Source organism: Candidatus Pantoea rara (genome assembly GCF_051136265.1).
In the GTDB taxonomy this organism is placed as follows: Bacteria; Pseudomonadota; Gammaproteobacteria; order Enterobacterales; family Enterobacteriaceae; genus Pantoea; species Pantoea rara.
In genome coordinates this window covers 2,326,866-2,352,669 of sequence record NZ_CP194942.1, presented here as the reverse complement: position 1 = coordinate 2,352,669, position 25,804 = coordinate 2,326,866, and the positions used below count along the sequence as shown (strand labels likewise).

General features: G+C 52.8%; 24 protein-coding genes and 1 pseudogene. 22 read left to right on the top strand and 3 right to left on the bottom strand.

The annotated features are described in order from the left end of the window. Positions 1-142 precede the first annotated feature (142 nt). The 21 genes and pseudogenes from ACR8BF_RS11075 to ACR8BF_RS10975 all read left to right on the top strand — a co-directional run bounded on the left by ACR8BF_RS11075 (position 143) and on the right by ACR8BF_RS10975 (position 21,996). Entirely contained in the window at positions 143-859 is a 717-nt protein-coding gene (locus tag ACR8BF_RS11075; RefSeq protein ID WP_434744949.1) for a hypothetical protein, read from the top strand. Between the two features lie 198 nt (positions 860-1,057). Continuing rightward, positions 1,058-1,903, top strand: coding sequence for a hypothetical protein (locus tag ACR8BF_RS11070; RefSeq protein WP_434744948.1), 846 nt, complete (start codon positions 1,058-1,060; stop codon positions 1,901-1,903). Between the two features lie 17 nt (positions 1,904-1,920). Continuing rightward, positions 1,921-2,361, top strand: coding sequence for a DcrB-related protein (locus tag ACR8BF_RS11065; RefSeq protein ID WP_434744947.1), 441 nt, complete (start codon positions 1,921-1,923; stop codon positions 2,359-2,361). Positions 2,362-2,364: 3 nt separating this feature from the next. Continuing rightward, complete coding sequence (locus ACR8BF_RS11060) at positions 2,365-6,765, top strand: RHS repeat-associated core domain-containing protein (RefSeq protein WP_434744946.1); 4,401 nt, start codon at positions 2,365-2,367, stop codon at positions 6,763-6,765. Then, positions 6,762-7,025 (top strand): DUF6966 domain-containing protein, encoded by a 264-nt coding sequence (locus ACR8BF_RS11055; RefSeq protein ID WP_314983678.1) that lies wholly within the window; start codon positions 6,762-6,764, stop codon positions 7,023-7,025. The genes ACR8BF_RS11060 and ACR8BF_RS11055 overlap by 4 nt, the downstream gene beginning before the upstream one ends. 248 nt (positions 7,026-7,273) lie before the next feature. After that, a pseudogene (locus tag ACR8BF_RS11050) lies at positions 7,274-7,426 on the top strand (RHS repeat-associated core domain-containing protein); the annotation flags it as partial. Between the two features lie 33 nt (positions 7,427-7,459). Next, the gene (locus ACR8BF_RS11045; protein WP_314983679.1) at positions 7,460-7,825 is read left to right on the top strand and encodes a type IV secretion protein Rhs; all 366 of its coding nucleotides are present in this window, start codon (positions 7,460-7,462) and stop codon (positions 7,823-7,825) included. A 39-nt stretch (positions 7,826-7,864) separates the two neighbouring features. Further along, the gene (locus ACR8BF_RS11040; protein ID WP_314983681.1) at positions 7,865-8,110 is read left to right on the top strand and encodes a hypothetical protein; all 246 of its coding nucleotides are present in this window, start codon (positions 7,865-7,867) and stop codon (positions 8,108-8,110) included. Between the two features lie 767 nt (positions 8,111-8,877). Continuing rightward, positions 8,878-9,093 (top strand): hypothetical protein, encoded by a 216-nt coding sequence (locus ACR8BF_RS11035; protein WP_314983682.1) that lies wholly within the window; start codon positions 8,878-8,880, stop codon positions 9,091-9,093. A 317-nt stretch (positions 9,094-9,410) separates the two neighbouring features. Next, entirely contained in the window at positions 9,411-9,659 is a 249-nt protein-coding gene (locus ACR8BF_RS11030; RefSeq protein WP_434744945.1) for a hypothetical protein, read from the top strand. 308 nt (positions 9,660-9,967) lie between these two features. After that, entirely contained in the window at positions 9,968-10,930 is a 963-nt protein-coding gene (locus ACR8BF_RS11025) for a hypothetical protein (RefSeq protein ID WP_314983685.1), read from the top strand. After that, positions 10,930-11,511, top strand: coding sequence for a hypothetical protein (locus ACR8BF_RS11020; protein WP_434744944.1), 582 nt, complete (start codon positions 10,930-10,932; stop codon positions 11,509-11,511). Before ACR8BF_RS11025 ends, ACR8BF_RS11020 begins: the two co-directional genes overlap by 1 nt. 269 nt (positions 11,512-11,780) lie before the next feature. Next, the gene (gene dgcN / locus ACR8BF_RS11015) at positions 11,781-12,788 is read left to right on the top strand and encodes an N-acetyltransferase DgcN (protein ID WP_434744943.1); all 1,008 of its coding nucleotides are present in this window, start codon (positions 11,781-11,783) and stop codon (positions 12,786-12,788) included. 1 nt (position 12,789) lies between these two features. Continuing rightward, positions 12,790-13,755 carry an N-acetyl-D-Glu racemase DgcA gene (gene dgcA / locus ACR8BF_RS11010; RefSeq protein ID WP_434744942.1) on the top strand — a complete coding sequence of 322 codons (966 nt, stop codon included), beginning with the start codon at positions 12,790-12,792 and terminating at the stop codon, positions 13,753-13,755. Positions 13,756-13,770: 15 nt separating this feature from the next. Next, the gene (locus ACR8BF_RS11005; protein ID WP_434744941.1) at positions 13,771-15,633 is read left to right on the top strand and encodes an ABC transporter ATP-binding protein; all 1,863 of its coding nucleotides are present in this window, start codon (positions 13,771-13,773) and stop codon (positions 15,631-15,633) included. A gap of 25 nt (positions 15,634-15,658) precedes the next feature. Then, a complete protein-coding gene (locus ACR8BF_RS11000; protein ID WP_434744940.1) occupies positions 15,659-17,200 on the top strand; it encodes a glutathione ABC transporter substrate-binding protein in 1,542 nt (513 codons plus the stop codon). An 80-nt stretch (positions 17,201-17,280) separates the two neighbouring features. Then, on the top strand, positions 17,281-18,213 hold the full coding sequence (locus ACR8BF_RS10995) for an ABC transporter permease (RefSeq protein WP_434744939.1): 933 nt from the start codon (positions 17,281-17,283) through the stop codon (positions 18,211-18,213). Beyond that, positions 18,210-19,094, top strand: a complete 885-nt coding sequence (locus ACR8BF_RS10990; protein WP_434744938.1) for an ABC transporter permease subunit — start codon at positions 18,210-18,212, stop codon at positions 19,092-19,094. Before ACR8BF_RS10995 ends, ACR8BF_RS10990 begins: the two co-directional genes overlap by 4 nt. Positions 19,095-19,096: 2 nt before the next feature. Further along, positions 19,097-20,140 carry a P1 family peptidase gene (locus ACR8BF_RS10985; protein ID WP_434744937.1) on the top strand — a complete coding sequence of 348 codons (1,044 nt, stop codon included), beginning with the start codon at positions 19,097-19,099 and terminating at the stop codon, positions 20,138-20,140. Next, positions 20,137-20,958 carry a M55 family metallopeptidase gene (locus tag ACR8BF_RS10980; RefSeq protein ID WP_434744936.1) on the top strand — a complete coding sequence of 274 codons (822 nt, stop codon included), beginning with the start codon at positions 20,137-20,139 and terminating at the stop codon, positions 20,956-20,958. The genes ACR8BF_RS10985 and ACR8BF_RS10980 overlap by 4 nt, the downstream gene beginning before the upstream one ends. Positions 20,959-21,087: 129 nt before the next feature. Next, complete coding sequence (locus tag ACR8BF_RS10975; protein WP_434744935.1) at positions 21,088-21,996, top strand: LysR family transcriptional regulator; 909 nt, start codon at positions 21,088-21,090, stop codon at positions 21,994-21,996. 159 nt (positions 21,997-22,155) lie between these two features. Here ACR8BF_RS10975 and ychF read toward each other — a convergent pair whose 3' ends face one another. Both ychF and pth read right to left on the bottom strand, forming a co-directional pair. Next, the gene (ychF, locus tag ACR8BF_RS10970) at positions 22,156-23,247 is read right to left on the bottom strand and encodes a redox-regulated ATPase YchF (protein WP_136197908.1); all 1,092 of its coding nucleotides are present in this window, start codon (positions 23,245-23,247) and stop codon (positions 22,156-22,158) included. 108 nt (positions 23,248-23,355) lie between these two features. After that, on the bottom strand, positions 23,356-23,943 hold the full coding sequence (gene pth / locus ACR8BF_RS10965) for an aminoacyl-tRNA hydrolase (RefSeq protein ID WP_179895957.1): 588 nt from the start codon (positions 23,941-23,943) through the stop codon (positions 23,356-23,358). 255 nt (positions 23,944-24,198) lie between these two features. On the opposite strand from pth, the gene ychH reads away from it, so the two are divergent. Continuing rightward, positions 24,199-24,474 carry a stress-induced protein YchH gene (gene ychH, locus ACR8BF_RS10960; protein ID WP_179895956.1) on the top strand — a complete coding sequence of 92 codons (276 nt, stop codon included), beginning with the start codon at positions 24,199-24,201 and terminating at the stop codon, positions 24,472-24,474. On the opposite strand, the gene ACR8BF_RS10955 is transcribed toward ychH, so the two are convergent. Further along, complete coding sequence (locus tag ACR8BF_RS10955) at positions 24,471-25,622, bottom strand: GGDEF domain-containing protein (protein WP_434744934.1); 1,152 nt, start codon at positions 25,620-25,622, stop codon at positions 24,471-24,473. The genes ychH and ACR8BF_RS10955 overlap by 4 nt on opposite strands. Between the last annotated feature and the right edge of the window lie 182 nt (positions 25,623-25,804).

Genomic DNA, 25,804 nt, shown 5'->3' with positions numbered 1-25,804 from the left:
ACATCACATATAAATGTCATATCATTAAAAGTAATAATTATTTGATTGATTTTGCTGCTTTCAGTTGTTGTTATTAATTAGCTTTATATCAATATCTGGAATAACAGGGTTAATTAGCATCTGAAATTTCAAGGTTAATTAAATGAACAAATTTGGATTTAGCATTGTGTTTTTGTTGTCATTCTCTTCATTATCCTTGTTTGCTTCTGATGATTTTACCGGCCAGTGGAGTGGACAGGAAAAAAATGATAGTGGGTCATTATACTCAACGTTAACATTAAAATTAAAACAGAATAATAATAACATAACGGGTAGTTATTGTTATGTTACCAGAGGCGGGAACAAAATAGATTGCCCTGAGGGTGATGGCAGTAATCTCAAAGGCACTGCAAATGGAAAAAAAGCATTGATTGAATTTGATTCTGCTTTTGGTGGGGTAAAAGTTAAAGCAAGTTTAGAACTTAAGGATAATAAAGTTTTATGGAAGTTAATCAAAGATGCTGAGAATGGCGAGTTTTATGCACCAAAAGCTTATGCGCTCGATAAAGAAGTAAATCAGGGGGATCTGAAATCTGATATGAAAGTTTTTTCGACATCTGATTTCACCATTACCTTAGTGAATGGTTGCGGAGTTTTTTATACTGTATGTGATAAAGTTAAATACTTTGGCCTCAGAAATAAAGATGGAAAAGAAATCACTCTTGAAGGTAAAACCACGCAGCCTGCCAACTCAAATAAAGCTGACGGAATGACCTTCAATAATAGCGATGTAGATTATATTGTGAGATTTAACCCACTTGAGTTGAATGTGATACAGGGAAATAAAACACTTGTAAAGCAAGATGGTAAGTGGGAGTAATGATTTTTCCAAAGAGACAGTTTTCCTTCGCCTTGAAGGATAAGCATAAAGTTAATTGATGTTGTGGTGTTTTATCTCGTTCCCCACGTACAATTCAATTGTGACTTTTTAATTGATATTGAGTGAGTTTAATTGCGCTGCATTATTGAATAAATAAAAATTATCTCTTATTTTTATTACTAACCCTGATAAAATTCAATGATTATAAATCGTTTTTTCGCCCGTCTTATTTTTGTGTCTGTCCTCATGTTTTTATCCTGCATTGCCAGGGCCGAATCCAGCACTGAATCGTCTGTTCCTGCTCTTAACGAGGGCGATTTTTCCGTTCTGCTGAACGATTATGCTTTCACTCCAGGTGACACCTGGAGCAACGGAAGTTTCGTACGTGCAGGCAAGGCCCTGAGTTCAGTTCTGGCCGGCGAAGTGGTCATCAACAACCAGCAATACAACTATTTTCAGCATAGCTATGACGGCTATGAGTTGTTCAGCGCGACGGCGGCTGGAGATGCCAGCCACACGGTTCTGGCAGAGATCCTTCTGGGAAGTGCCAGCGTGCCAACGGCCCGAAATATCGTGGTAGGTGATAGTCCGGAACAGGTTCAGCAAGCCTATGGACCTGGAAAAGAGGATGACAGTGATAATCAGCACTGGCTTGTCTACCCGTTGGGCGGGAAACAGTTAATGTTCCAGATTGACCAGGGAAAGGTCAGCTCCATCATGTTGAAAACAGACCTGGGGGCAGAGCAAAGCGAAATCAGCGCTGATCAGGCTATCAGTGCTGCAACGGAAGCGATTCATACCTGGCACCTGACCAGCCTCGGTGATAACTGCCTGCGGTACGATCTCGACGACAGCAGTGATAAACGTTTCTTTGTCATCACGGTTCGCGAAGATCATCACGATAGCAGTTGTGGTGGCGATCCTGATATTACGCATCGACTTTTTGATATTAAAGTTTCGCGTGATAATACACAGCTACTCACTAATGCCAATAACGTTGATGGCGAATTCCATAGCCTGATCCCACCTGCCACAAACAATTAATAAAACGGACCTCCAATATGAATTACCAATTCAATGAGGGCGCCTTTGCGCTTTTTCCTGCTGCCTGGCAGGACACCACCATGAATATTCTCCGTGACGAAGCCAGTGGCCTGGCTTTGGTTGTAAGCCGTGGTGTTATTTCTGAGGGCAGTGATGCGGAAAAAGAATTCCAGCGTCAGTGGGACACGTTGCGGAGTCAGATGGGTCACATCCAGCAGAGTGAGTTTGTACGCGTGATGGAGGGTTTAGATAACACCCTACACGCCATTGAAGTTGAAACTATGTTTGACCGTAACGGGCAAGCTGTGTGGCAGAAACAGCTGGCTACGCAGGTGCCTGACTCGAACACCTTAATGATTTTTACGCTCTCCGCAATGCGCCCGTTCAATGAAGAAGACGGACAGCGCTGGAGTGCTTTTAAACAAAGCCTGACTCTGAACACGCCACGGAAAGCATAACCTATGGATAACCCTGCGGCCCGCGTGGGCGACGAGATCATTCACTCCAGCATTTTTGCTGATATCACCAGCATTGTGGCGGAAGGTGCGGCGTATGCCGTCATTGGTGCTGCGGTTGGTGCTGCTATCGTCTCGGCAGCGCCCCTGCTGGGTACAGGGGCGGCAGCGGCGAGTGTAGCTGCCGTGGGTAACAGTTGCCTGCTCAGCGGTATTCTTGGCGGTATACTTGCCAATGCCGTGGGTCTGTCACAGGAGATCAGCAAAGCGGCGGATGGGCTGGGAAACATGATATTCCCGCCGTCACCCGCCGGTGTGATCGCCAGCGGATCAGATAATGTGCACATTAATGGTCTTTTAGCCGTGCGCGCGGCCGGGATGCTCACGCCCGGTGAGACACCGCCCCCAGAACCGCAATCACCGAAGAGCTTCGCGGATTATGGCGGCATGCTGCTCTCTGCGGTGGGTCAGTTTGGCAGTGCAATGTGGCAACCTACGGTCGCCTCCGCCGATGCGAGTACCTCTCCGCTGGAGCAGGACAAAGTGGCCTGTGAAAAACACAGTGCACCGCAATATCTGGCGCAGGGATCGAAAAGCGTCTTTATCAATGGCCAGCCTGCGGTGCGCGCAAAGGATAAAACCACCTGTGATGCCACCGTGAGTGACGACGTCTCCCCCAATGTCATCATTGGTGGTGAAACCGTCACGGTCAGAGAGATCAAAAGTGGCAAGGTCCCAGGCCTGGCCGTGATGATGATCGGCCTTTCCCTCCTTCGTGGTCGCCCTGGTCAGATCCTCAAAAACATGCCCTGCGCGCTGGCCGGTGCCGTAGGCGGTATGGCAGCGGACATGGCCATCAACGCGGCTTTCTCGTCGCTGTTCCCGGTTCATGCGGCGACCGGCGTCAAAGTCCTGAATGATGACGCCGAGCGCGATTTTTCCCTTCCCGGACGTTTCCCGCTTAGTTTTCAGCGCAGCTATAACAGCCTGACTCAGCGCGCTGGCCTGTTTGGTCAGGGCTGGGCCACGGTGTTTGACAGTTACCTGACGCTGGAAGGGAATCGGGCGACCTGGTTCGATGACAACGGACGCGAACTGAGCTTTGACGTGCCCGGTGAAAAAGAGGTGCTCTACAGCATCAGCGAAGGGTTGATGGTGCGGCGCAACGAGTCTGGCGATATCGCCATTGCCGATGACGACGGTGCGGTCTGGCGTCTGTACCGACGCACGGCTGCTGATCCGCAGGTGCTGCGTCTGGCTTCACTCAGCGACGAGTACGGTAATGCGCTGGAGATGGGCTGGGATGAACAGGCTCGTCTGGTGCGTATTCATGACGCGCCGCTGGCGATTGACGTTACGCTGCACTACGACGACAAACATCACGCGCGGCGCCCGACATCAGCCAGCCATTTTGATGGTGATCAGCACTGGCCTCTGACGCGCTGGACATACACTGAACAGGGCCAGCTTGCCAGCGTTACTGATGCCGCTGGCGTTGTGTCGCGGCGCTTCCGGTACAACGACGACGGGTTAATGGTCTGGCATCAGCTGCCCGGCGGGCTCGAAAGCGAATATCGCTGGCAGAAGCTGGATCACTGGCGCGTAGTTGAGAACCGCACCAATACCGGTGACGGCTGCCACATGCATTACGATCTCGAGGCGGGCATCACGCGGGTTTCAACCTATGACGGTCAGCAGCGTGAACATCACTGGAATGCTGCGGGCCTCATCACCTGTTTTATCGACGAGCGGGGCGAGAAGTGGCGTTATGAGTGGGATGAAAACGAACTCCTGACGCGCCGCATCGATCCGCTGGGCAACGCGGTGAGCTTCACCTATGACGATCTGGGTAACCGCATTGAAGAGAAAGATGCTGACGGCGGTGTGCAGGCGGTGCAATGGCTGTCCCACCGTTCACTGCCCACGGTGGTTGCCGGAGCTGACGGTTCCACCACGAAGTACTATTACGATCCCCATCACGGTCTTGAGCGCGTTGTTGATGCGCTCGGGCAAAGCACGATCTATAAGCGGGACGAATCTGGGCTGGTTGTCGAGGAGATCGACGCAGCGGGTAACAGCTACCGCCGGGAGTTTAACGACGCCGGCCAGGTTATCCGTGAAACCGACTGCTCAGGGCTGACCACGCGCTACCGTTATCATCCGCTGGGCTGGCTCAGCTCAGTCATCGCGCCGGATGGTGAAGAAACCCGTTATCACTATGATGCCGCAGGCCGTCCTCTTCAGCTGGAACGCGCAGAGGGATGGGAAGAGCGGTTGCACTGGAGTGAAAACGGACTGCCGCTGGCCTATGAATCGGCTGATGGCAAGCGCAGTGAATTCCGCTACGACAACGTTGGGCGACTGATCGCCAGCCGCAATGCGCAGGGTGAGACGGTTCAGCGACGCTGGGACAGCCGTGGCCGGTTGACGGCGCTGCAAAACGAGAACGGTGAGCAGTACCAGTTCGAGTGGGGCGCAGATTCTCTGTTGCTGGCTCAGGTCGGGCTGGATGGCGTTGCCACGCGATATGATTATGACGCAGCGGGCCGCACGGTATCACGTACCTTTGCCGCCGGGCATGCTCAGTCCATTATCCATCGCTACCACTGGAGCCGTGCAGGCCAACTGCGGGCGCGGACCACGCCGGAAGGCCAGACGCGCTATCACTACAGTGGTGGCGGCCAGCTGGGTAAAGTGTCGCAGCATCTGCCACTGTCTGACACCGAGTGGAGCCAGCAGGCCGAGCAGGAGATTACCTTTAAGTACGATGCGCTGGGCCGCATCGTTGCTGAACAGGGAGAGCAGGGTGAACTGGCATGGGAGTATGACGCGCTGGGTAACTGCACAGCCTTAACCCTGCCGGATGGTCGCAACCTGAAGCAGCTTTATTACGGCAGCGGCCATTTACTGAGTATCGCATTAGACAACCTGCCGGTCACCGAGTTTACCCGTGACACGCTGCACCGGGAACTGAGCCGGACGCAGGGCGGCCTGACCACGCGCAGTGAGTATGATCGGTTAGGCAGGCTGCGCCGCCGTGACGTGTTCAGGGGAGACGCGCAGCGTCCTGCGCCGCGCGTCTGGTCCCGTCGCCGCGACTTCGATTACGGCAACAACCTGATCCGCGAAGAGCGCGACGATAATCCGTTCAGCCAGACATTATGGAACTACGATAACGCCGGCCGGCTGTTGTCACAGGACGGCGCACAGCCGGGCAATGAGCAGTGGCGCTGGGATGGCGCAGGCAACCCGCTGGATCGCCATAGTGCCGCGCACGTGATGCATAACCGTGTCACAGAACTGAACGGTATCCGCTGGCAATATGATATTCATGGCCGTACCACTGAGAAAGATGACGGGCATACCCGCTGGCGATATCGCTACGATGGTGAGCATCGCCTGACGGACGTCATCAGTGAGCCGCGGGACCGTAATAAGCCGCGCACTAAGGTGAGTTTCCGCTACGATCCGCTTGGGCGCCGCATCAGTAAAACCAGCCAGCCGCTGTTACAGGGAAGATCGTCGGGCAACGCCGTCACGACGCGCTTTGTGTGGGAAGGTTACCGCCTGCTGCAGGAAATCCACGACGGTATTCCGCTGACCTACGTTTACAGCGACAGCCAGAGCTATGAACCGCTGGCCCGTATTGATGGCGTGGAAAGTCCGGAGATTTACTGGTTCCATAATGCGGCCAACGGGATGCCGGAGCTGCTGACCGACAGGGAAGGGCAAAAGGCCTGGGAAGGGATTAACAGCCCGTGGGGCAAGCTGCTGCGCGAGTCCAGCGAACGAGTTCCGGTGGTGAAGCAGAATCTGCGTATGCAGGGCCAGTACCTGGATCGGGAAACCGGACTGCACTACAATCTGTTTCGTTATTATGACCCGGACAGCGGACGGTTTACCCAGCAGGATCCGATAGGGCTGGCGGGCGGGATCAACCTTTACCAGTATGCGCCGAATGCGTTAGGGTGGGTGGATCCTTGGGGATTGAGTAGGTGTTCTCTTGGAAAAGAGACTGGCACCTACTCCGCAATAAAACCAGGACCTTTGGATAAAGAGTTGGCTGAAACATTTTCTGGTGGTAGATATAGAGAAGTGATTCTTTCTAAGGATACAAGTTTTTATCGGGCGGGAGTATCAACAAATCCATTTGGGCGTTTCTTCAGTTTGGATAAACCACAAAGTATTATTCAGACGCGAGTTGATAAAGCAGTTTTACCAAAATGGCCTAATGGTTCTGCTTCAGTACTTGACAGTGCATATGAAATAAAAATACCAGCGGGCACTAAAGTGTATGTAGGCGAGGTGGGTTATCAGAATGGATTTTATATCGGTGGAACAGAGCAAATAGTGATATTAGAACCATGGAAAGTGGGAACAGTAATAGGAAAATGGCCGCTGCTATGATGAATGAAGTTAAAAGAGTATTAATAGAAGTAATAAATCTACTATTAGAAAATGGTGAACTTCCTTGGGCAAGATACTTTGATAAGTGCCTGAGGCAATTAGATGATGATTATCATGAAGGTATTTACAATATAAGGACGGCCTATGGTGGGATGGGATCATTTAACGACTTAGTTTTGCACAGTAATGGAAAACCTTTAATGAAAGAAAATCAACGGTTAGAACAGTTGCGAAAAGAACTTTATAAAGTAACAAGTTAGTTATCTATAAATTCCCGGCAGAAATTACCATAGCTAATGACTGCCTCTGAACAGGAAAAACTCAGGGGAGGCCTCAACATGTCGGCGGAGTAAATGGCGACGCGAGTCCAGCCAGCGGATGCCGGTCGTTCACCCGACTCCACCTTATAGCAGGGCCACTACCTTGACGGGGACTAATTTGCTTAAGCAAATTTGTACATCGCTTCAGCGATGGCCCCACACGGTGAGGCACCGTAGGGGCCGAATCAACCGGACTGCACTACAATCTGTTTCGTTATTATGACCCGGACAGCGGACGGTTCACCCAGCAGGACCCGATAGGGCTGACGGATGGGATTAACCTCTACCTGTATGCGCCGAATGCACTGGGTTGGGTGGATCCTTTGGAGTTGAGTAGGTGTAGTGTTAATCAGGCTCGTAAACGCCAGCATAATATGCTAAAAAATTCTAATGAAGGTTACAATATAAGTCCTACATCTTGGGATGCTTATCCTGATATAGGTAGAGACGGAATTTTCATTAGCGACAAACAAGGTGTAATGAAATATTTTCCTTATGTCGGAAATTTCCAAGGAATTACAATAACAAGAGCTAAAGCTAGAGTAATTGAGAAGGAAATAGGGCTTTATAAAGACTCGTTATTAGTCGGTTCTAAAGTCATAAAAATAAGTGGTATTCGAGAAATTGAACCACGTAGCCCTCTAGGCGGGAATGATTACTTTAAATGGCCAGGGCAGCATTTACCAGGCGGTGCACCTGAAATGGTGATAAATCCCCAGTCTACTATTATAACCTCGTAGTAAATACAATCTTAAAAGTTAATGTAGTAAAGAGGTGAAGTGTTAAACTGCATACGAGTAACAATTTTAGAACCTAAAAGAATTGTAGTTCAATTCAAAGGGGTAGTTAATGAAGAGTCTAAGTTGAAAGAAATTGGTTTTTCTAAAAAGGGAGATTCTTACCATGTTAATTTTGAAGAGGAAAAAGAACAGTTCTTTTTGATCGAGAAGTTGGCAGAGATAGGGGCGTTATTTTCATATGGACAGGGTTGGGCACCCTCTCAGGTTATGGATTATTTAAAATAGCAAGGTAAAATTAAATTCTCATATAAGGAAATTATGTGGCGCTCACCCGATAATTACGAAATCATAGAGCATAAATAAAAGTCAGTAAGCAATTAAATTATTTTATTGAGTATAAGCTTTGATGATGTTGATATTTTGCCAGAGGAATTAATGGATCACCATTCATACAATGAAGTGCTTGACTATCTCAAGAGATTTTTCGAAACCAGAGTTGAATCTTCTCTTTACCTTGAGGAGTTAAAAAACTAATTGAAGGCTCTCGCTCTGAAAAGACTGTAACCATTAGGGCTATATATGAAAAGTATATGCAATACATAAAAGAAAATAGAGCTTTCATTAAGGTGATTCCTGGTGAGAAAGAAATGTGGATAGAGTTGCTGGATCACTGGCAGTAATTTTTTTTATAAAATCATTGTAGCTTATCCCGGATGTAACTATATTTTAGGGAAAAAATTTTTTCTCTGTGGGTTTGTTAACTATAGACAGTGAGAATTTATTCACTGGATAAACCTATTTTAAATATTGTGGCAAAACTGATATTTTATAAAGGAGTGTGTTTTATTTAAATTTGTGAAATTCGCCAGTAAGAATTGACATATTGAAGCCCATTGGGCTTAAGATACCATCCGGAAGAGAGACAGAAGCTAATGGCCATTGCATGCCTGGAGGAAAAAATTCGGGGGAGTGATTGAAACGGTAATTGACCAAGCACCCCTGAGTGATGCAAACATTTACACCGTTTTAAATAAACTTCTGAGAGGTTTATTATGAGTAAGTTGATATTTACCGGTTATGGTGTCGATATAGTAAAGAAAAACGATGGTTACTATATTCGATATGACGATGGTACCGTGGCTATGTTTGAAAAAGAGTCAAAAATAACCTTCGATGACGCAATGAAGGATCAAAAAAGTGAAGCTGATGCTTATGAGGTTATTATTGCCACCCAATTCAGAGAAAGACGGAGACGGCCTCAACTTTGATTGTCAAAAGTTTAAAACACTTAATTATTATTCCTTCTGTAAACATACGGGTAAGTTGCAATGGTAAGTAATGTATTTTAGTTCTCTATATAAATCATGAAGTCATGCCGGCCTTAGAGATGAATTTGATATATTGCCAATTTAGGAAACGGCATTAAGCAAGTGCGTCATCCTCAAGTGTTTGGTGATAAAAACGTAACCCTTCTTGAATTATTTAGCAAAGCGCACCAAGAATATATCGCTGGAAAAATCCAATAGATGAATGTTGATTAAAAGTAAGTGGAATTCGATAATGTCGATGTTTTACCGGAGCGAGAATGATAGATTTATTTTCCTACAATGAAGTTTTAGATTTTCTTGAGACTTTCTTCCAAAAAATGATTAAAAATGAAGTGTATCTTGAGGAGATGAAAGCTATCATTGATGGAAGCCGTAAGAATAAAACAGTTTCAATACGGGCCATAGATGTTTGTTTCATGAATTATCGTAAGGTTACGGGTGACTATAGTCTTCCTACAGATGATGAGATGGAAATCTGGAAGCAGTTATTTAATGTTTGGCAGTGATGCTTGTATTAATTCAAAAATTTTGTGTTATGCTTTGCTTCACTTCACAGTGGCAATCTTACTGCCGTATTTAGAAAGTGATTGTTTTTAAAATTTTTTCAGGTGACATGCAAAGCCTATATTAGGTCTGTTGAGTCAAGAAGCGAGGGGTGGGGTAGCTATTTTTTGTGCAATCAAAAAACGGTAAGCTTATAATTTTGCCTGCATATTTACATAAAGTTTTGGTGCAGTAATAATGGTTTTTCCATTTCGAATTTCAATATCTAAAAAACTCTCTTTTTATCCTGTTGAGCCTATTAGGAGATAAAATGAACCTGCCAGGAATGAATCCCGAAAATAACTTACCGGGTTATGACATCGCGAGACTAACCGGTTATGGGGCACCCGATTTTGATTTCAAGGCGCTGGGTGCAGCAATGGATTGTACCCGGGAGTTTTATCAGGCTGGCATCATCTATGCAGATGGCGCGCAGCGTTATCTTGTTCGGCCTGGTCAGCGTCATCCTAATGGCCAAAGTGGTATCGTCACACATCTTATTGTGACCAAAACGCCTAAGCAAGCAACCGCGTCTGATACGGGCAAGTCACTGAGTGAAGCCGTAAGCGCGACCTCAATGGGCACGGAGATTGCCTCGACCGTGCTTTCCTGTGGTGCAATGATTATCACCGCTGGCGTGGCGGTTATCGGTGCTTCAGCAACGCCGATAACGGCTGGCAGTAGCGGCGTGCTTGTTGCTATTGGTTATGCTGGCGCTGCCGCAACTGGCGTGCAGTGTATTAACGGTATTTACCGGGTTTATGATCTCGTCGAAAACGCGGGTGAAAACGTCGCGTGGCTGGACTCTCAGGAGTGGTACGTTGCCACTTCAACGTCTCTTGACCTTATTTCACTTGCCAGTGTGGGCGGTGCATTAAAAGAAGCTCTGGCAACATGGCGAGCAATGAAATCGGTCTCTTCTTTAAAAGCCACGGAGTGGCTCAGGAACTATCCAAGGCAGGACCGGGCGCGCCTTACTGAATTAATCATTAAGGCGCAAAACCCGGGTATAACTAATAAAGAGCTTAAAGCCGCCATCCGTGCAGGACTCTATCCAAAACGTTTTCCTGTAGAACCGGTGCAAAAAGAACTTGTTAAGCAACTCGCACAGGTCGTCACGAGCGCAGCGGCTGTGGCTGGCAGTGCTGTCAGTGGTATCATTGCTGCTCCAGGTAACGTGCCGCGCACCGGACGCTACATCGTGGGAACAATCCAGTCACTGGCGGTAATTTAATGCAATTTTTATCATGGCTTGTAGGGCGAAATATCACTGAACTCCTGCAACAGGGGCGCGAATTAGATCAGGCAATCGCACGGCAGGATGATTCCATACTTGCCCGTTCCACTTCAGAGCTTGAACGCTATTTTAAACAGCCTTCTGAGTCGCTTCCCCGGCAAAACGGCTTCCCGGTTGCAATCGTGCTGATGCTGCTGCTGGTTGCATTTGCATTTAATCTGCTGACATTTCTGCACGCGTTACCTCCTCTGAGTCCACAGATACATGCGTTGAGTTTTTTTGTTCCCTCAATTGTTGTTATTGGCGCGATGCTTACGGCCAGTTACCTGCTTGCGCGGGGCCATACAGCGGGCGTGGCGGGACTGGCATACGTCTGTGCAATGTTGCTTATATCGACTGTTTTACTCCTGAGCTACAGAGTTGTTACGGCTAGCCACTCGGGCCTGTGGCTGATTCTGGCACTCGCTGCTTTGGTGGGGGCTCGCTGGGTACTGAATGGGAAGGGTTTTGTCCTCTTTGCCATTTACTGCCGGACACAACGCCTTGCCAGCGTCGCCCGGCAGCGTCGCATGAAATAACCCCTACGGATCTGTAGTGCTGTTATCGCGGAATACCCATTCCGCGACTCTCTTCTATTTTTCTCTCAACACAATCTTTTTCCTATGACCCACCCCTTGCTTGAACCCATTCCCTGTCCCAAACCCCCTGAAAAACCTACCCATCATCACTATTCCCTCTGGCTATAACCTGCCGTTATACCCTCCTGCTAAACAAGCATTCGTCACCTTTCAGAACGCATGAAATAGTGGTTTCAGAACCTGATCTTTTGGCTGAAACGAGAGACAACATGCTAATCCCACAACCCTATTTACTTTTTCTTGGCGATGTTACCGATCCCCTCGCGGCAAAAACGGCGCGCGGCGTTCATATCTGGCGGCCGGAGCAGTGCGTTGGCGAAATTAAACTGCCGGGCTGCACGGTCAGTCTGGGTCTGGATGAACTGGATATTCCCGGCGCTATAGCGCGCGGCGCGAAAACGCTGGTGCTGGGTACGGCCAATGCCGGCGGCTATCTGCCAGCGCACTGGCTGGAAACGATTAAAAGTGCCATTAAAGCAGGCATGAATGTTGCCAGTGGTCTGCACCATCGGCTGGTGGATGAGCCGGAACTGGTGACGCTTGCGCAGGCTTCTGGCGTTGAGCTGTTTGACCTGCGTCATATGCGTCCAGCGCTTAATGTTGGCAGCGGTAAGAAGCGTTCAGGTAAGCGGATACTGACGGTGGGTACGGACTGCTCAGTGGGCAAGATGTACACCTCACTGGCGCTGGAAGCGGCGATGCGCGCGCGCGGTATGAAAGCCGATTTCCGTGCCACGGGGCAGACCGGCATTCTGGTCGCGGGGGAGGGCATCGCTGTGGATGCGGTTATCGCTGACTTTATTGCCGGTGCCGCAGAAGCGCTGTCACCGGCAAATGACGAGGACCACTGGGATATCGTTGAAGGGCAGGGCTCTCTGTTCCATCCCTCCTATGCGGGCGTGAGTATGGGGCTGATGCAAGGTGCCCAACCGCACTGGCTGGTGATGTGTCACGAAATGGGACGTCCTCATATGCGTCATTTGCCACACCAGCCCATGGTCAGCCTGCAGGCGTGCGTTGAAGCCAATCTGCGTGCCGCGCAGGTGACCAGTGAGTCCGTTCAGCTCGCTGGCTTTGCAATCAATACCTCCAATTACAGTGAAGAAGAGGCGCTCGCTTATTGCGCCGACATCAGCGCTGAGTTCGGCTTACCGGCCACGGATCCGGTGCGTTTTGGTATTGATGGGATCGCCGCACTGCTTCAGGAGCGTGGCTGAAATGCGACAGTTGCAGATTGAGGTGGTGGAGCTGCCGCTGGCCCGCCCCTTTGCTATTGCACGCGGTACCCGAACCGCCGTGACGGTCATCCGGGTCACGCTGGAGCAGGAAGGGTTCATCGGGCAGGGCGAATGTACCCCGACGGCGCGTTACGATGAGACGCTGGAGAGCGTTCAGACTATGCTCGAAGCCGTACGTAATGAGGTAGAGTCGGGCCTGAGCCGTCATGATCTGCAACAGTGGTTACCCGCCGGTTCAGCGCGCAATGTGCTGGACTGTGCGCTGTGGCGACTTGATGCCGCCCGGGCGAATCAGACGCTGTGGCAAATGAGTTCGTGCTCTCAGCCTGAGTCAGTCATTACGGCAGAAACCCTTAGCCTGGATACGCAGGAAAATATGGCTCTCGCAGCGGCGGATGCCGTGTCACGGGGCGCCATCCTGCTCAAAATTAAGCTCGACCGCAGTGAGATTCTGGAAAAAGTGGCGGCGATTCGTGCAGCGGCACCACATGCCACGCTCATTATCGACGCCAATGAAGCCTGGTCGGGGCTGGAACTGGAAAGCCTGCTGGTGGCACTGAAGGCCTTCAATATTGCGATGGTTGAGCAACCCCTTCCCGCCAGACAGGATCATGACCTGCAACGTTTTAAGCATCCCATACCGGTCTGTGCCGATGAAAGCTGCCATACGCGGGCGGATATTGCCGGATTACGCGATCGTTACGACATGATCAACATCAAGCTGGATAAGTGCGGTGGCCTGACGGAAGCGCTGGCGATGGCGGATGAAGCCCGGGCGCTGAATATGCGCATCATGGTCGGTTGCATGCTGGGCTCGTCACTGGCCATGGAAGCGGCATTGCCCGTCGCGGTTAACGCAGAGTTCGTCGATCTGGATGGCCCCATCTGGCTTGCCGCCGACAGTTCTCCTTTTTTGAGCTACTCCGAAGGCCGTATCTGGCTATAACTCTGTGAGGCGACGATGACGGACACAGAACGTACTTCCCCTGCAACCCGAGCTGCCTTGCCATCCCCCGTGCTGGCGATTCAGGATCTTAGCGTCTCATTCCATGGGCGCAGCGGTGAAAATCAGGCACTCAAAGGCATCAGTTTTGCCATTCATCCGGGTGAAATTGTCGCTGTCGTGGGCGAAAGCGGCTCCGGTAAATCGGTCACGTCGCTGGCTGTGATGGGCCTGCTGGCAAATAACGGCCGTGTTGATCGCGGCAGTATGCAGTTTTGCGACCGGAGCGGAAACGTGCATGCGTTAGAAACGCTGGATGACGCTCAGCGCCGCACACTGCGTGGCCGTGAAATGGCGATGATCTTTCAGGAGCCCATGACGTCGCTGAATCCGGTGCTGCGCGTTGATGATCAGCTTACGGAGGCATTACGCGATCACCATCTGTGCGACAGAAAGCAGGCCCATGCGCGTGTGCGTGAACTGCTACGACAGGTGCGGATCGCCGATGTGGATCGCGTCATGAAAAGCTATCCGCACTCGCTGTCAGGCGGCATGCGGCAGCGTGTGATGATTGCGCAGGCCCTTGCCTGTGATCCGCAACTCCTGATTGCTGATGAGCCGACCACGGCGCTGGATGTCACCGTGCAGGCGCGCATTCTCCATATTCTTCGTGACCTGCAGCGTGAGAAACAGATGGCGGTGCTGTTTATCACCCATGATATGGGCGTGGTGGCGGAAATCGCCGATCGCGTGGTGGTCATGCTGCGTGGCGAAGTGGTCGAGCAGGGAACCGTGTCTGAGATTTTTGCCGGCCCAAAGCACGCTTATACCCAGGCGTTACTGGCGGCAGTGCCAAAACTCGGTGATATGCGGGAACACGCGTGGCCGCAACGCTTTCCCCTGCCGGGTGCCCGCGAGGCTGAGCAAAGCGAACAGCAAACCGCTCGCTATGACGTTGCGCCGCTACTGGATGTGCGTGGGTTGAAAGTCTATTACCCGATTCGCAGCGGCATCTTATCGGGCCTTACGCATCATGTGCATGCGGTGGAGCAGATTGATTTCAGTCTGTGGCCGGGTGAAACCCTGGCCATCGTGGGTGAAAGCGGCTGCGGCAAATCGACCACCGGACGGGCGCTGATGCGCCTCATCAACAGTGAGGCTGAAAGCATTCACTTTGAAGGAAAGGAAATTTCTGACCTGAAAGAGGCCGCGTTCCAGCCGCTGCGCCGTGAAATCCAGATGGTGTTTCAGGATCCCTATGCCTCACTGAATCCCCGCCTGACCGTGGGGTTCACCATTGCCGAGCCGTTACTGCTACATGGCATGGTCTCTTCACTGGAACAGGCTTCCCCACAGATTGATGCGCTGCTGAAGAGCGTCGGTCTCCTGCCAGAGCACGCGCGTCGTTATCCGCACGAATTTTCAGGCGGTCAGCGTCAGCGTATTGCCATTGCCCGCGCCATGGCGCTGAAACCGAAAGTGATTATTGCGGATGAAGCGGTATCTGCCCTGGATGTCTCGATTCAGGCGCAGGTGGTGAACCTGATGATGGACCTGCAGCAGCAAACGGGCGTGGCATGGATTTTCATCTCTCACGATATGGCGGTCGTCGAGCGTATTGCGAATCGCGTCGCGGTGATGTACCTCGGCCAGATTGTGGAGTTGGGTCCGCGCCAGTCGGTCTTTAATCAGCCGCAACATCCTTATACCCAGCGTCTGCTGGCCTCCGTGCCGGTCGCTGATCCCGAGAACCGTCAGCCCCGTCTTTTCGATGACAGCGAAATTCCCTCGCCGTTGCGTAAGGTGGGCGAAACGGTCACTAAACCCCGTTATCGCCAGGTTGCGCCCCATCACTGGGTCGCTGACGGCATTGCATTGTAATTATCCTCAACGACCAGGAGAATCTATGAAAACGCTGTTTCGCCGTACTTCGCTAGCCCTCACATTGACGACGACGCTGGTCATGACTGCGCAGGCACAGGATCTGCGCATTTCAATGTATGCCGATATCACGGGGCTGGATCCACATGACACCTCGGATAATGTCAGCTACTCGGTGCAGAGCGGCATCTTTGAACGCCTGTTCCAGTTTGATCCTCAGATGAAGCTGCAGTCCTGGCTGGCGACAGGGTATACCGCCAATGACAGTGCCACCGAATTTACGCTTACGCTGCGCAAAGGTGTTACTTTCCAGGACGGTACGCCTTTTGATGCCGAAGCCGTCAAAGCGAACCTTGATCGTCTGGCAGATCAGAAAAAAGGGCTGAAACGTAATAGCCTCTACAAAATGATCGATAAGGTCACGGTGCTGGCACCCGACCAGGTAAAAATCGATCTGAATCAGTCGTTCGGAGCCTTTATCAACACGCTGGCGCATCCTTCGGCGGTGATGTGGAGTCCATCCATTCTTAAGCAATACCCGGACGAAGCGCAGTTGCGACTGCATCCGGTCGGCACCGGTCCGTTTAAATTTGTTAACTGGACACCGGGCAAGGCGGTCACGCTGGCGAAATATGACGGTTACTGGCAGCAGGGATGGCCTAAAGTCGACCATGTGATCTTCTCGCCGAGTCCGGAAGATGCGACACGCGTCGCCGCATTGAAATCGGGGCAGGTGGATGCCATCTGGCCGTTACCTTCAGACCTGATAGCCGCCGTGAAACAGGACAGCCATCTCTCCATTCAGCGCGATCCGAGCATTTATCTCTATTACATGGCGATCAACACGCAGCACAAGCCGCTGGACGATGTTCGGGTGCGTCAGGCCATCAACTATGCGATTGACCGTAATCTGTGGCTGAAAGTGGCGTTTGCCGGTCTGGGTAAACCGGCCACATCCGCTATACCGGAAGGCGTACAGTTCTATCAGAAACAGGGCGATCCTGAGTACAGTTATGCGCCGGACAAGGCCAAAGCGTTGCTGAAAGCGGCGGGCTATCCGAATGGTCTGGATCTTAAGCTCTGGGTGACCAATGCCACGGCCAGCGTCCGTGCCGCTCAGGTGCTGAAAGCGCAACTGGCCACGGCAGGCATTCGGGCCACGGTGACGCCGATGGATTCCGGCACGCGCAACGCTAAGTTGTGGGGTGTACAGGACCCGAAAAAGGCGGAGTTTGACCTCTATTATGGCGGCTGGTCGACCTCAACAGGCGATGCCGACTGGGCGCTGCGTCCGCTGTTTGCCACCGAATCCTGGGTGCCGACCTCCTATAACGTCTCCTACTTCAGCAACCCTGACGCAGACAAAGCGATCGCAGCCGGGCTGGCGACGGCCGATCCGGCAAAGCGCGGCATTGCCTATGCACAGGCGCAAAAAGTGTTATGGAAAGAAGCACCGGTGGCGTTCCTTGGCACGCCAGACAATCTGGTGGGCAAGCGCAACACCCTGAGCGGCGTTTCGATGCTGCCTGATGGCAATTTCCTGTTCACTCAGGCGTCCTTTAAATAAGACGGTTTCTTCTCTCGTCACCACTCCTGAACGGGTCGGGGACGTGAGGAGGCCAGTCACACCTCATTTGAGGGAATGGCATGTTTGCATACATCATTCGCCGATTACTGGAGATGATCCCGGTTTTGCTGGTGGTCTCGTTGCTGGTATTCGGTTTTATCAAGCTCATGCCGGGCGACCCGGCGCGCGCTTATGCCGGACCGGATGCGCCCATCGAGGCCATCGAGGCGGCGCGTCAGCATCTCGGGCTTAACGATCCGCTGCCGCAGCAGTACCTCCACTGGATCGGCAGCCTGTTGCAGGGCGATCTGGGCATCACCTATCGCACTCAGCAACCGGTGCGGGAGGTGATCCGACAGGGCTGTATGCCGACGCTGTGGCTGGCCTTAGCAGGTTTTACCTGGTCCGTTATTCTCGGGTTATTATTCGGGGTGATGGCGGCCCTGAAACGGGGACGATGGCAGGACTGGACGCTGATGAGCGTGGCGGTGGGCGGTATTTCGATGCCCGCCTTCTGGCTGGGGCTGCTACTCATCCAGTTCGTCGCGATGCCATTTGGGCTGTTTTCGGTCAGCGGCTTTAACCAGGCCAGCGATATTGTCCTGCCCGCCATTACGCTGGGTTCGTCAGTGGCGGCGGTCATGGCGCGCTTTACCCGTTCGGCTTTCCTGGAGGTGGCGCAGGAAGATTACGTGCGCACCGCCAAAGCCAAAGGGCTGCGTAACCGGCTGGTGACGTGGAAACATGTGATGCGCAATGCGCTCATTCCGGTGATTACCATGCTGGGTCTGCAGTTCGGTTTTCTGCTGGGCGGATCCATCGTGGTGGAGAGTGTTTTCAACTGGCCAGGGTTAGGCTGGTTATTGATAGAGTCGATCAAAGCGCAGGATCAGCCGGTAATTCAGGCGCTGGTGATGCTGTTCGTGTTTGAATTTATTGTGATTAATCTGCTGGTCGATCTGCTTTACGCGGTGGTCAATCCGGCCATTCGTCTGCGACAGGAGCCGAAATGAGTAGTCAATCGCTGACTGACAACCCGCCTCAGATTATTCGTTCGCCGTGGCGTGATTTCCTGCATGCCTTTGTGCGTAACCCGCTGGCACTGGTCTCAGGTGGCTTTGTGCTGTTATTGATTGTGGTGGCGGTCTTTGCGCCCTGGCTGGCGCCCTGGGATCCTATGGCGCCGGACTGGATGGCGTTATCGTCACCGCCAACGGCGGCACACTGGATGGGGACCGACGAACTGGGGCGCGACCTGCTCAGTCGCATTATCTATGGCGCGCGTATCTCGCTCTATATCGGCGTGCTGTCGGTGACGATCGGTATGCTGGTCGGAGTCATGCTCGGATTACTGGCGGGCTATTACGGCGGTTGGGTTGATATGTTGATCATGCGCGGTGCCGACGTCTTATTCGCGTTTCCCGGCATGTTGCTGGCCATTGCGGTGGTGGCGCTGCTGGGGGCGGGCCTGAACAATGTCATTATCGCGGTCGCGGTATTCAGTGTGCCGGTATTTGCCCGCATCGTGCGGGCGTCGACGCTCTCTCTGAAGCAGGCGGCCTATGTTGAAGCCGTTCGCTGTGCCGGTGCGCCAGACCGCGTGATTATTCTGCGGCATATTCTGCCCGGCACGCTCTCCAGCGTGATTGTCTACTTCACCATGCGCATTGGTACCAGTATTCTGACCGCGGCGGGCCTGAGTTTTATCGGACTGGGTCCGGAACCGGACGTGCCGGAATGGGGCAATATTCTGGCGATGAGTCGCAGCATGATGATGGCCGGATCCTGGCATATGAGCGTATTTCCTGGGCTGGCGATCTTTATCACCGTGCTGGCATTCAATCTGCTTGGCGACGCGTTGCGCGACACGCTCGATCCCAAACTCAAGGGCTGACGATGGATTACCAACAATTGCAGCGTGACCTGCTGCTGGATCGCTGGCGTGACAGGCGTCAGCTTGGGCAGCCGCGAAGCGCCTGCGGACCCACTAATCGCATCAGCGATGTTGCGGGCGTGCTTGTCGGACATTACACGCTTAATGAAGGCGAAAAGCAGACTGGCGTCACCGCCGTCGTACCGCCGGGCGACAATCTGTTTCTCACGCCGCTGCCGTGTGGGGCTGAAGTGCTGAACGGCTTTGCGAAACCCGTCGGACTGGTTCAGATAGAGGAACTTGGCGTGCTTCAGACGCCGATTCTGCTCAGTAACACGCTGGCGGTTGGCACGCTGTTTACCGCGCTGGTGCGGGATGCCATCCGTCGTAACCCGGAACTGGGCCGAACGTTGCCCACGGTGAACCCACTGGTGCTGGAGTGCAACGATGGCTGGCTGAATGATATCCAGGCGCTGGCCATCAGTGAGGAGATGGCTAAGGCGGCGCTGCAGACGGCCTCCGCTGAATTCGCGCGCGGCAGCGTCGGCGCGGGACGCGGGATGAGCTGTTTCAGCATGAAAGGGGGCATCGGAACCGCCTCACGGGTTATTCCTTCACTCAACGCCACGCTTGGCGTGCTGGTACTGGCCAATTTCGGCGCGCTGGAGGCATTAACGCTCGATGGCGTCCGGGCCGGCGGGATGATTGCGCCGCTGCTTGCCGGAGATGCGCCGCAGCGTGATGCCGGCTCTGTCATCATCATCATGGCAACGGATGCCCCGCTGGACGCACGTCAGCTAAAGCGCATCGCGAAGCGAGCCGGTGCCGGTCTGGGACGACTGGGCAGTTACTGGGGCCACGGCTCGGGCGATATTGCGGTGGCGTTTTCAACGCAACCGCAACCGCTGCCGCCACCGGACGACACGCTGGAGCCGCTGCTTGCGGCGGCGGCAGATGCAACCGAACAGGCTGTACTGGATGCCTTGCTGAGCGCAGAGGCTGTTACCGGCTTTCGCGGTCACCATCGCCCTTCACTGACTCAGATTCTGGATAGATTAACCTCATGAAAATTTTTATTTCGGCCGACATTGAAGGTATCGCGGGGGTTATGCGCCCGGAACAATGTTCACCTGGTCACCCGGAACATCAGCTGGCCCGTGGTCTGATGGAGCAGGAGGTGAATGCCGCGATTGAAGGCGCTTTCGCCGGCGGGGCAACGGAAGTGGTGGTTGCAGACAGCCACGCTCAGATGACCAATTTACGTGCGGAAAATATCGATCCCCGCGCCCGACTGGTGCAGGGCAAACCCCGCGTTCTGTCGATGGTGGAGGGGATAGAACAGCAGACGTTCGACGGGCTGTTTCTGGTGGGATTTCACAGCGCAGCAGGTGAGCCTGGCGTACTAGCGCATACCATTAACGGTCGGGCATTCTGGCGTATCCATATCAATGGTCTGGTGATGGGCGAAACCGATATTTATGCGGCCGCCGCGGCTGAACACGGCACGCCATTGCTGCTGGTCACCGGCGACGATCAGTTACAGAACTGGATAGCGGAACATTACTCAGCGGTCGATTACGTCTGTGTAAAACGCGCCATTTCGCATACCTGCGCGGAATCGATCAGCCCTGAAGCGGCACAGCGTGCGATCGCAGCCGCGGCAAGCGCCGCACTGCAGCATCGCCCTCAGGTGAGCACAACCCGGCTGACAGCCCCTTACGCTATGCAGCTTCAGGCCACGAAACCGGTGCTGGCCGATCTGTTCAGTTTGATCCCCGGCGTCACGCGCCTGGATGCCGTTACCGTGGCGTATCAGGCGGAGAAGATGGAGACGTTAATCAGCTTACTCAGTGCATTCTCCTATCTGGCGAGTACGCAGTCGTAGCGACATTATTCCGGAGCTGCACCGGTTTGCGGTACAGTTTTTGCAGCAGGATAATGATTGTTCTCCCTCCGCCGGTGCAGCCTGTCGGAGAGGCTTCCGTGTTCGCCATTCCATCCAGGGTAAATCATCATGCGGCTCCGCCATATAGAGGTCTTTCAGGCCATCGTACAGACCGGCAGCATCAGCGCAGCGGCGCGCCTGCTGAATGTGTCGCAGCCGAATATCAGCCGTGTGCTGAATCACGCTGAACAGCAGCTGGGATTTGCGCTGTTTGAGCGACGGCTACAGGGAATGAGTGTAACGGCAGAAGGGCGACGTCTGCTGCCTGAAATAGAGGATCTCTGCCAGCGCCTGCAATCCATTACCCAGCTCACCGAACAGCTGCGGCGTGGCGAAGGGCAATTAGTTCGCGTTGGAGCAGCTCACGCTTTTGGTCAGATGGTATTGGCTCCCGCCCTGGTTACCTGGCGGCAACAGATGGCCTCCGTCAGTGTGGAACTGGTTACCGAGCACTTCAGTACCTTATGCCAGATGATTCTGGATAATCAGCTCGATTTCGCGCTGGTCTTTGGTCAGCAGGTCGATGCGGATCTGCTGGCTGAGCCTCTGTTCCAGTCCTCCATGGTGGCGCTGCTACCCCTCACTCATCCCCGGCATGAACCCGTTACGCTGGCGTGGTTGTGCAACAATAATTTACTGATGATGCAGGCTCAGGATCCGCTTGGACGCGTACTTCACCGTGCGCTGCGCGATAAGAAACTCAATCCCGCCGTGTCGTTGTCGATTAAAACCTATTCGGTCATTGCGGATATGGTGCTGGCAGGTGGCGGCATGGGCATTGTGGATCTCTTCACCGCCTGCCGCTATGCCGAACAGTTAAAATTGCTGCCCATAGCGCAGCCCCTGCCGTTTGAAGTGATGCTGATCAGCCGCCGTGACCAGCCCCAGTCGCAGTCCACTCTGCAACTTAAGCAGGTCATCCGTAACAGGCTGTGGGAGATTGCCCGGCAGTGTGAAGCGCAGTTTATCCGTTGCTGAACAGGTGCCGTTTCAGGTCATGATTGCGGCATGGGTGAAATGTGCCGACAGACACTCTTGGTACGGCGTTAAAATGAAAAATCCACGCAATGGCGTGGATTTTTGGGGAGTCTGCCAGATTTCATGGGCTTAATGAAACCGCATGAGACAACCAGCAAATCAGACGTTGAACAGGAAGTTCATCACATCGCCATCTTTCACGATGTACTCTTTACCTTCTGAACGCATCTTGCCGGCTTCTTTCGCACCTTGCTCGCCCTTATAGGCAATAAAGTCATCAAACGCGATGGTCTGGGCGCGGATAAAACCTTTCTCGAAGTCGGTATGGATTTTACCGGCTGCCTGTGGGGCTGTCGCGCCAACAGGAATAGTCCATGCACGCACTTCTTTCACGCCAGCGGTGAAGTAGGTCTGCAGGTTCAGCAGCGAGTAACCGGCGCGGATCACGCGGTTCAGGCCCGGCTCTTCCAGCCCCAGTTCGGCCATGAACTCGTCACGGTCTTCATCTTCCAGCTCGGCGATATCCGACTCAACGGCGGCGCAGACGGGCACCACGACTGAACCTTCTGCTTCAGCAATAGCACGCACCTGATCCAGGTAAGGGTTGTTCTCGAAACCATCTTCATTGACGTTAGCAATGTACATCGTTGGTTTCAGGGTCAGGAAGCTCAGATAGCGGATGGCCGCTTTGTCGTCTGCATCCAGATCCAGTGAACGCAGCATGCCCGCTTCAGAGAGATGCGGCAGGCACTTCTCCAGTGCAGCCAGCTCGGCTTTGGCATCTTTGTCGCCGCCTTTGGCTTTTTTTTGCACACGCTGAATCGCACGTTCACAGGTTTCAAGATCGGACAGCGCCAGCTCGGTGTTGATCACATCAATATCTTCAGCCGGGTTCACTTTACCCGCCACGTGGATGATGTTGTCGTTTTCAAAGCAGCGCACCACGTGGCCGATGGCTTCGGTTTCGCGGATGTTAGTCAGGAACTGGTTGCCCAGACCTTCACCTTTAGACGCGCCTTTGACCAGACCCGCGATATCGACGAATTCCATGGTAGTCGGCACCACGCGCTGCGGCTTAACAATCTCAGAAAGCTGGTCGAGACGCAGGTCAGGCATCGGCACCACGCCGGTGTTTGGCTCAATGGTGCAGAAGGGGAAGTTAGCCGCTTCGATACCCGCTTTAGTCAGCGCGTTAAACAGAGTGGATTTACCGACGTTCGGCAGGCCCACGATACCGCATTTGAATCCCATGGTTTGATACCCTTTATAACTGGATGGACAGTGAGCCAGAAGGCGGACTGTCGGAGACGGATTGAAAAATTTCGCGCATTATACACGGAATCACGACGATTCGGGCGTTTAAGCAGGCTTGAAGGCGTGCAGCCGGTTCATCGCCTTGATGCGATCCTCTTTGAGCCACAGTTCAGTACAGCGCGCCGCTTCATCAATGGCATCATCAATCAGCTTCTGCTCACTGGCGGGCGGCTTGCCCAGCACAAATCCCGTCACCTTGTTGCGGTCGCCGGGGTGACCGATACCGATGCGCAGCCGATGGAAATTGTTGTTGTTGCCGAGTTTGCTGATGATGTCTTTCAGCCCGTTATGGCCGCCATGGCCGCCGCCTTGCTTGAACTTCGCCACGCCGGGGGGAAGATCAAGTTCATCGTGCGCCACCAGAATTTCTTCCGGCGTAATGCGATAAAAGGTCGCCATCGCCGCCACCGCTTTACCGCTCAGGTTCATAAAGGTGGTCGGGACCAGCAGGCGCACATCCTCTCCGGCTATCGCCAGGCGGGCAGTGTAGCCATAGAATTTGCCTTCCTCTTTCAGTGACTGATTGTGGCGCTCAGCCAGTAAATCCAGATACCAGGCACCCGCATTGTGGCGCGTGGCGGCATATTCAGCGCCCGGATTGGCAAGGCCCACAATCAGTTTAATGCTGCTCACAATGATTATCCTGCTGTTATCGCGAAAGGGCGTTAGTTTACTTCGCCACACTCAGGATGACAAAGCCGAAGCATTGAAATGGTTCAGAACCGTGATTAATCATTTTCTATCTGAATCAACAGACTGCAATCAGGACCAGCGGATTCTTTATGACTGATGTGTGATCCAGTCCGCAACGTTGCCTCTATCCATTGCCTAAACTTATGGCACTTAACATTGTGTGCGGTTATTGACTCATAAGGATGGAGGTGCAGCATGAAACATCATCACTGCCGCGTAGCGGGTAACAGCTTGATGGTACTGGGATTAGTCACAATGGTACTGGGCGTCGGTTTTTCAATTATTAATCAGCTTCCCTCCCTCCACATGCCGCAGCTTCTGGCGCAGGGTGCGATGCTAGGCATCTTTATCGGTGCGCTGCTGTGGCTGGTGGGGGCGGGTCTCAGTGGGCGTGAAAAAGTGGAAGATCGTTATTACTGGCATCGTCGCTATGACAATCGCTGCCGGCGGACGCCCAATTCACACCATTAACTGAGTACGGCAGTGACCGGATGCTGCGCTGTGCGGTTCCGGCCGCTGGCCTTAGCGTGGTAGAGCGCCGCATCCGCCAGTGCCAGTAAATCTTCAAAGTCCTGCTGGTGGTGGGTCACAGTCGCAAACCCGATGCTGACTGAATAGGTAATCGCATTGGGTTGTGACGCGCAGACCGCCAGTCGGATCGCTTCACACCAGGCTCTCGTTTCCTTTGCGCCTGCCGGAATTATCGCCGCAAACTCTTCTCCACCCAGTCGCGCAAAGCGCCCCTCCGCCGGTATCAGTACTCTGACAATGCTGCAAAAGTGAATTAAAATCTGGTCTCCCTGATGATGACCATACCGATCATTAATGCTTTTAAAATGATCAAGATCGAAGAGTATCGCGCTGTAGGGCCGGTTCTGACGGCGGCAACGCGCCGCAATTTTCCCGGCTTCGTTAAACAGGGCACGACGATTCCAGACGCTAGTCAACGGATCGTGCAGGGAGGCATGTTTTAAGCTGACCTGCATCCGTTCATTCACCATGGCCAGAATAGTAAACGTCAGTCCGATGACAAACAGAATTGATTCGAGAATGACGTAAACCGAGAAGCTGGAGCCGCCAATCGCACCGGGCTGCGCACTGGGAATCGCCGGGTCCAGAAACAGGCGTGCCAGATGAAACAACAGATGGATCCACAACAGTAACTGCGCAGGCCAGAAAGTGGCTTTCAGCATGTCACGTGCCAGCCAGACCAGTTGGATCAGCGCAGCGGTATAGACGACACAGGCGATGCACAGCACCAGTACCCGTTTGGGTAAGCTGTAATAGAACACCGGAAAGCAACAGAGGAGTGCCCAGAGCAGAGCGCCCAACAGCCAGTGAATGCCGATGGGTTTGCCGCACAAGCGTCGGAACGCATTTAACAATCCACCATACGCCAGCATCACCAGCACATTACCCACCGCAACAGGCAGAAAATGCAGACCACTGCTGCGCAGGCTGCTCAAGAATACGGAAATCAGGGTAAAAACCAGTGACAGGCATGTAAAACCCAGAACCCGGTCATACTGCGATCCAATCCAGGCAAAAACCATAATGATGCTCAGAAACCCCAGCACATAAAGCTCGCAAATAAATAAGGTATAAATATCGAGGTTCATGAGGGCCGGGTTCTGATGAAAATTGCGTTGCAAATTACCACTTAATGGCACCGGGCAGAAGCGGGGAACGCAGCGTTTTAGCAAAAGAGTAAGTGGCGTTGAAAATAGGGGATTGCAGGGGAATTTATCGCGGAAATCTCAGAAAAAGAAGCGCGTTAATCGGGCGACTGGCAGACATAAAA

Coding starts and splice junctions, on each gene's coding strand:
- ACR8BF_RS11075 (WP_434744949.1), top strand. CDS start 143: ATGAACAAATTTGGATTTAGCATTGTGTTTTTGTTGTCATTCTCTTCA.
- ACR8BF_RS11070 (WP_434744948.1), top strand. CDS start 1,058: ATGATTATAAATCGTTTTTTCGCCCGTCTTATTTTTGTGTCTGTCCTC.
- ACR8BF_RS11065 (WP_434744947.1), top strand. CDS start 1,921: ATGAATTACCAATTCAATGAGGGCGCCTTTGCGCTTTTTCCTGCTGCC.
- ACR8BF_RS11060 (WP_434744946.1), top strand. CDS start 2,365: ATGGATAACCCTGCGGCCCGCGTGGGCGACGAGATCATTCACTCCAGC.
- ACR8BF_RS11055 (WP_314983678.1), top strand. CDS start 6,762: ATGATGAATGAAGTTAAAAGAGTATTAATAGAAGTAATAAATCTACTA.
- ACR8BF_RS11045 (WP_314983679.1), top strand. CDS start 7,460: ATGCTAAAAAATTCTAATGAAGGTTACAATATAAGTCCTACATCTTGG.
- ACR8BF_RS11035 (WP_314983682.1), top strand. CDS start 8,878: ATGAGTAAGTTGATATTTACCGGTTATGGTGTCGATATAGTAAAGAAA.
- ACR8BF_RS11030 (WP_434744945.1), top strand. CDS start 9,411: ATGATAGATTTATTTTCCTACAATGAAGTTTTAGATTTTCTTGAGACT.
- ACR8BF_RS11025 (WP_314983685.1), top strand. CDS start 9,968: ATGAACCTGCCAGGAATGAATCCCGAAAATAACTTACCGGGTTATGAC.
- ACR8BF_RS11020 (WP_434744944.1), top strand. CDS start 10,930: ATGCAATTTTTATCATGGCTTGTAGGGCGAAATATCACTGAACTCCTG.
- dgcN (WP_434744943.1), top strand. CDS start 11,781: ATGCTAATCCCACAACCCTATTTACTTTTTCTTGGCGATGTTACCGAT.
- dgcA (WP_434744942.1), top strand. CDS start 12,790: ATGCGACAGTTGCAGATTGAGGTGGTGGAGCTGCCGCTGGCCCGCCCC.
- ACR8BF_RS11005 (WP_434744941.1), top strand. CDS start 13,771: ATGACGGACACAGAACGTACTTCCCCTGCAACCCGAGCTGCCTTGCCA.
- ACR8BF_RS11000 (WP_434744940.1), top strand. CDS start 15,659: ATGAAAACGCTGTTTCGCCGTACTTCGCTAGCCCTCACATTGACGACG.
- ACR8BF_RS10995 (WP_434744939.1), top strand. CDS start 17,281: ATGTTTGCATACATCATTCGCCGATTACTGGAGATGATCCCGGTTTTG.
- ACR8BF_RS10990 (WP_434744938.1), top strand. CDS start 18,210: ATGAGTAGTCAATCGCTGACTGACAACCCGCCTCAGATTATTCGTTCG.
- ACR8BF_RS10985 (WP_434744937.1), top strand. CDS start 19,097: ATGGATTACCAACAATTGCAGCGTGACCTGCTGCTGGATCGCTGGCGT.
- ACR8BF_RS10980 (WP_434744936.1), top strand. CDS start 20,137: ATGAAAATTTTTATTTCGGCCGACATTGAAGGTATCGCGGGGGTTATG.
- ACR8BF_RS10975 (WP_434744935.1), top strand. CDS start 21,088: ATGCGGCTCCGCCATATAGAGGTCTTTCAGGCCATCGTACAGACCGGC.
- ychF (WP_136197908.1), bottom strand. CDS start 23,247: ATGGGATTCAAATGCGGTATCGTGGGCCTGCCGAACGTCGGTAAATCC.
- ychH (WP_179895956.1), top strand. CDS start 24,199: ATGAAACATCATCACTGCCGCGTAGCGGGTAACAGCTTGATGGTACTG.
- ACR8BF_RS10955 (WP_434744934.1), bottom strand. CDS start 25,622: ATGAACCTCGATATTTATACCTTATTTATTTGCGAGCTTTATGTGCTG.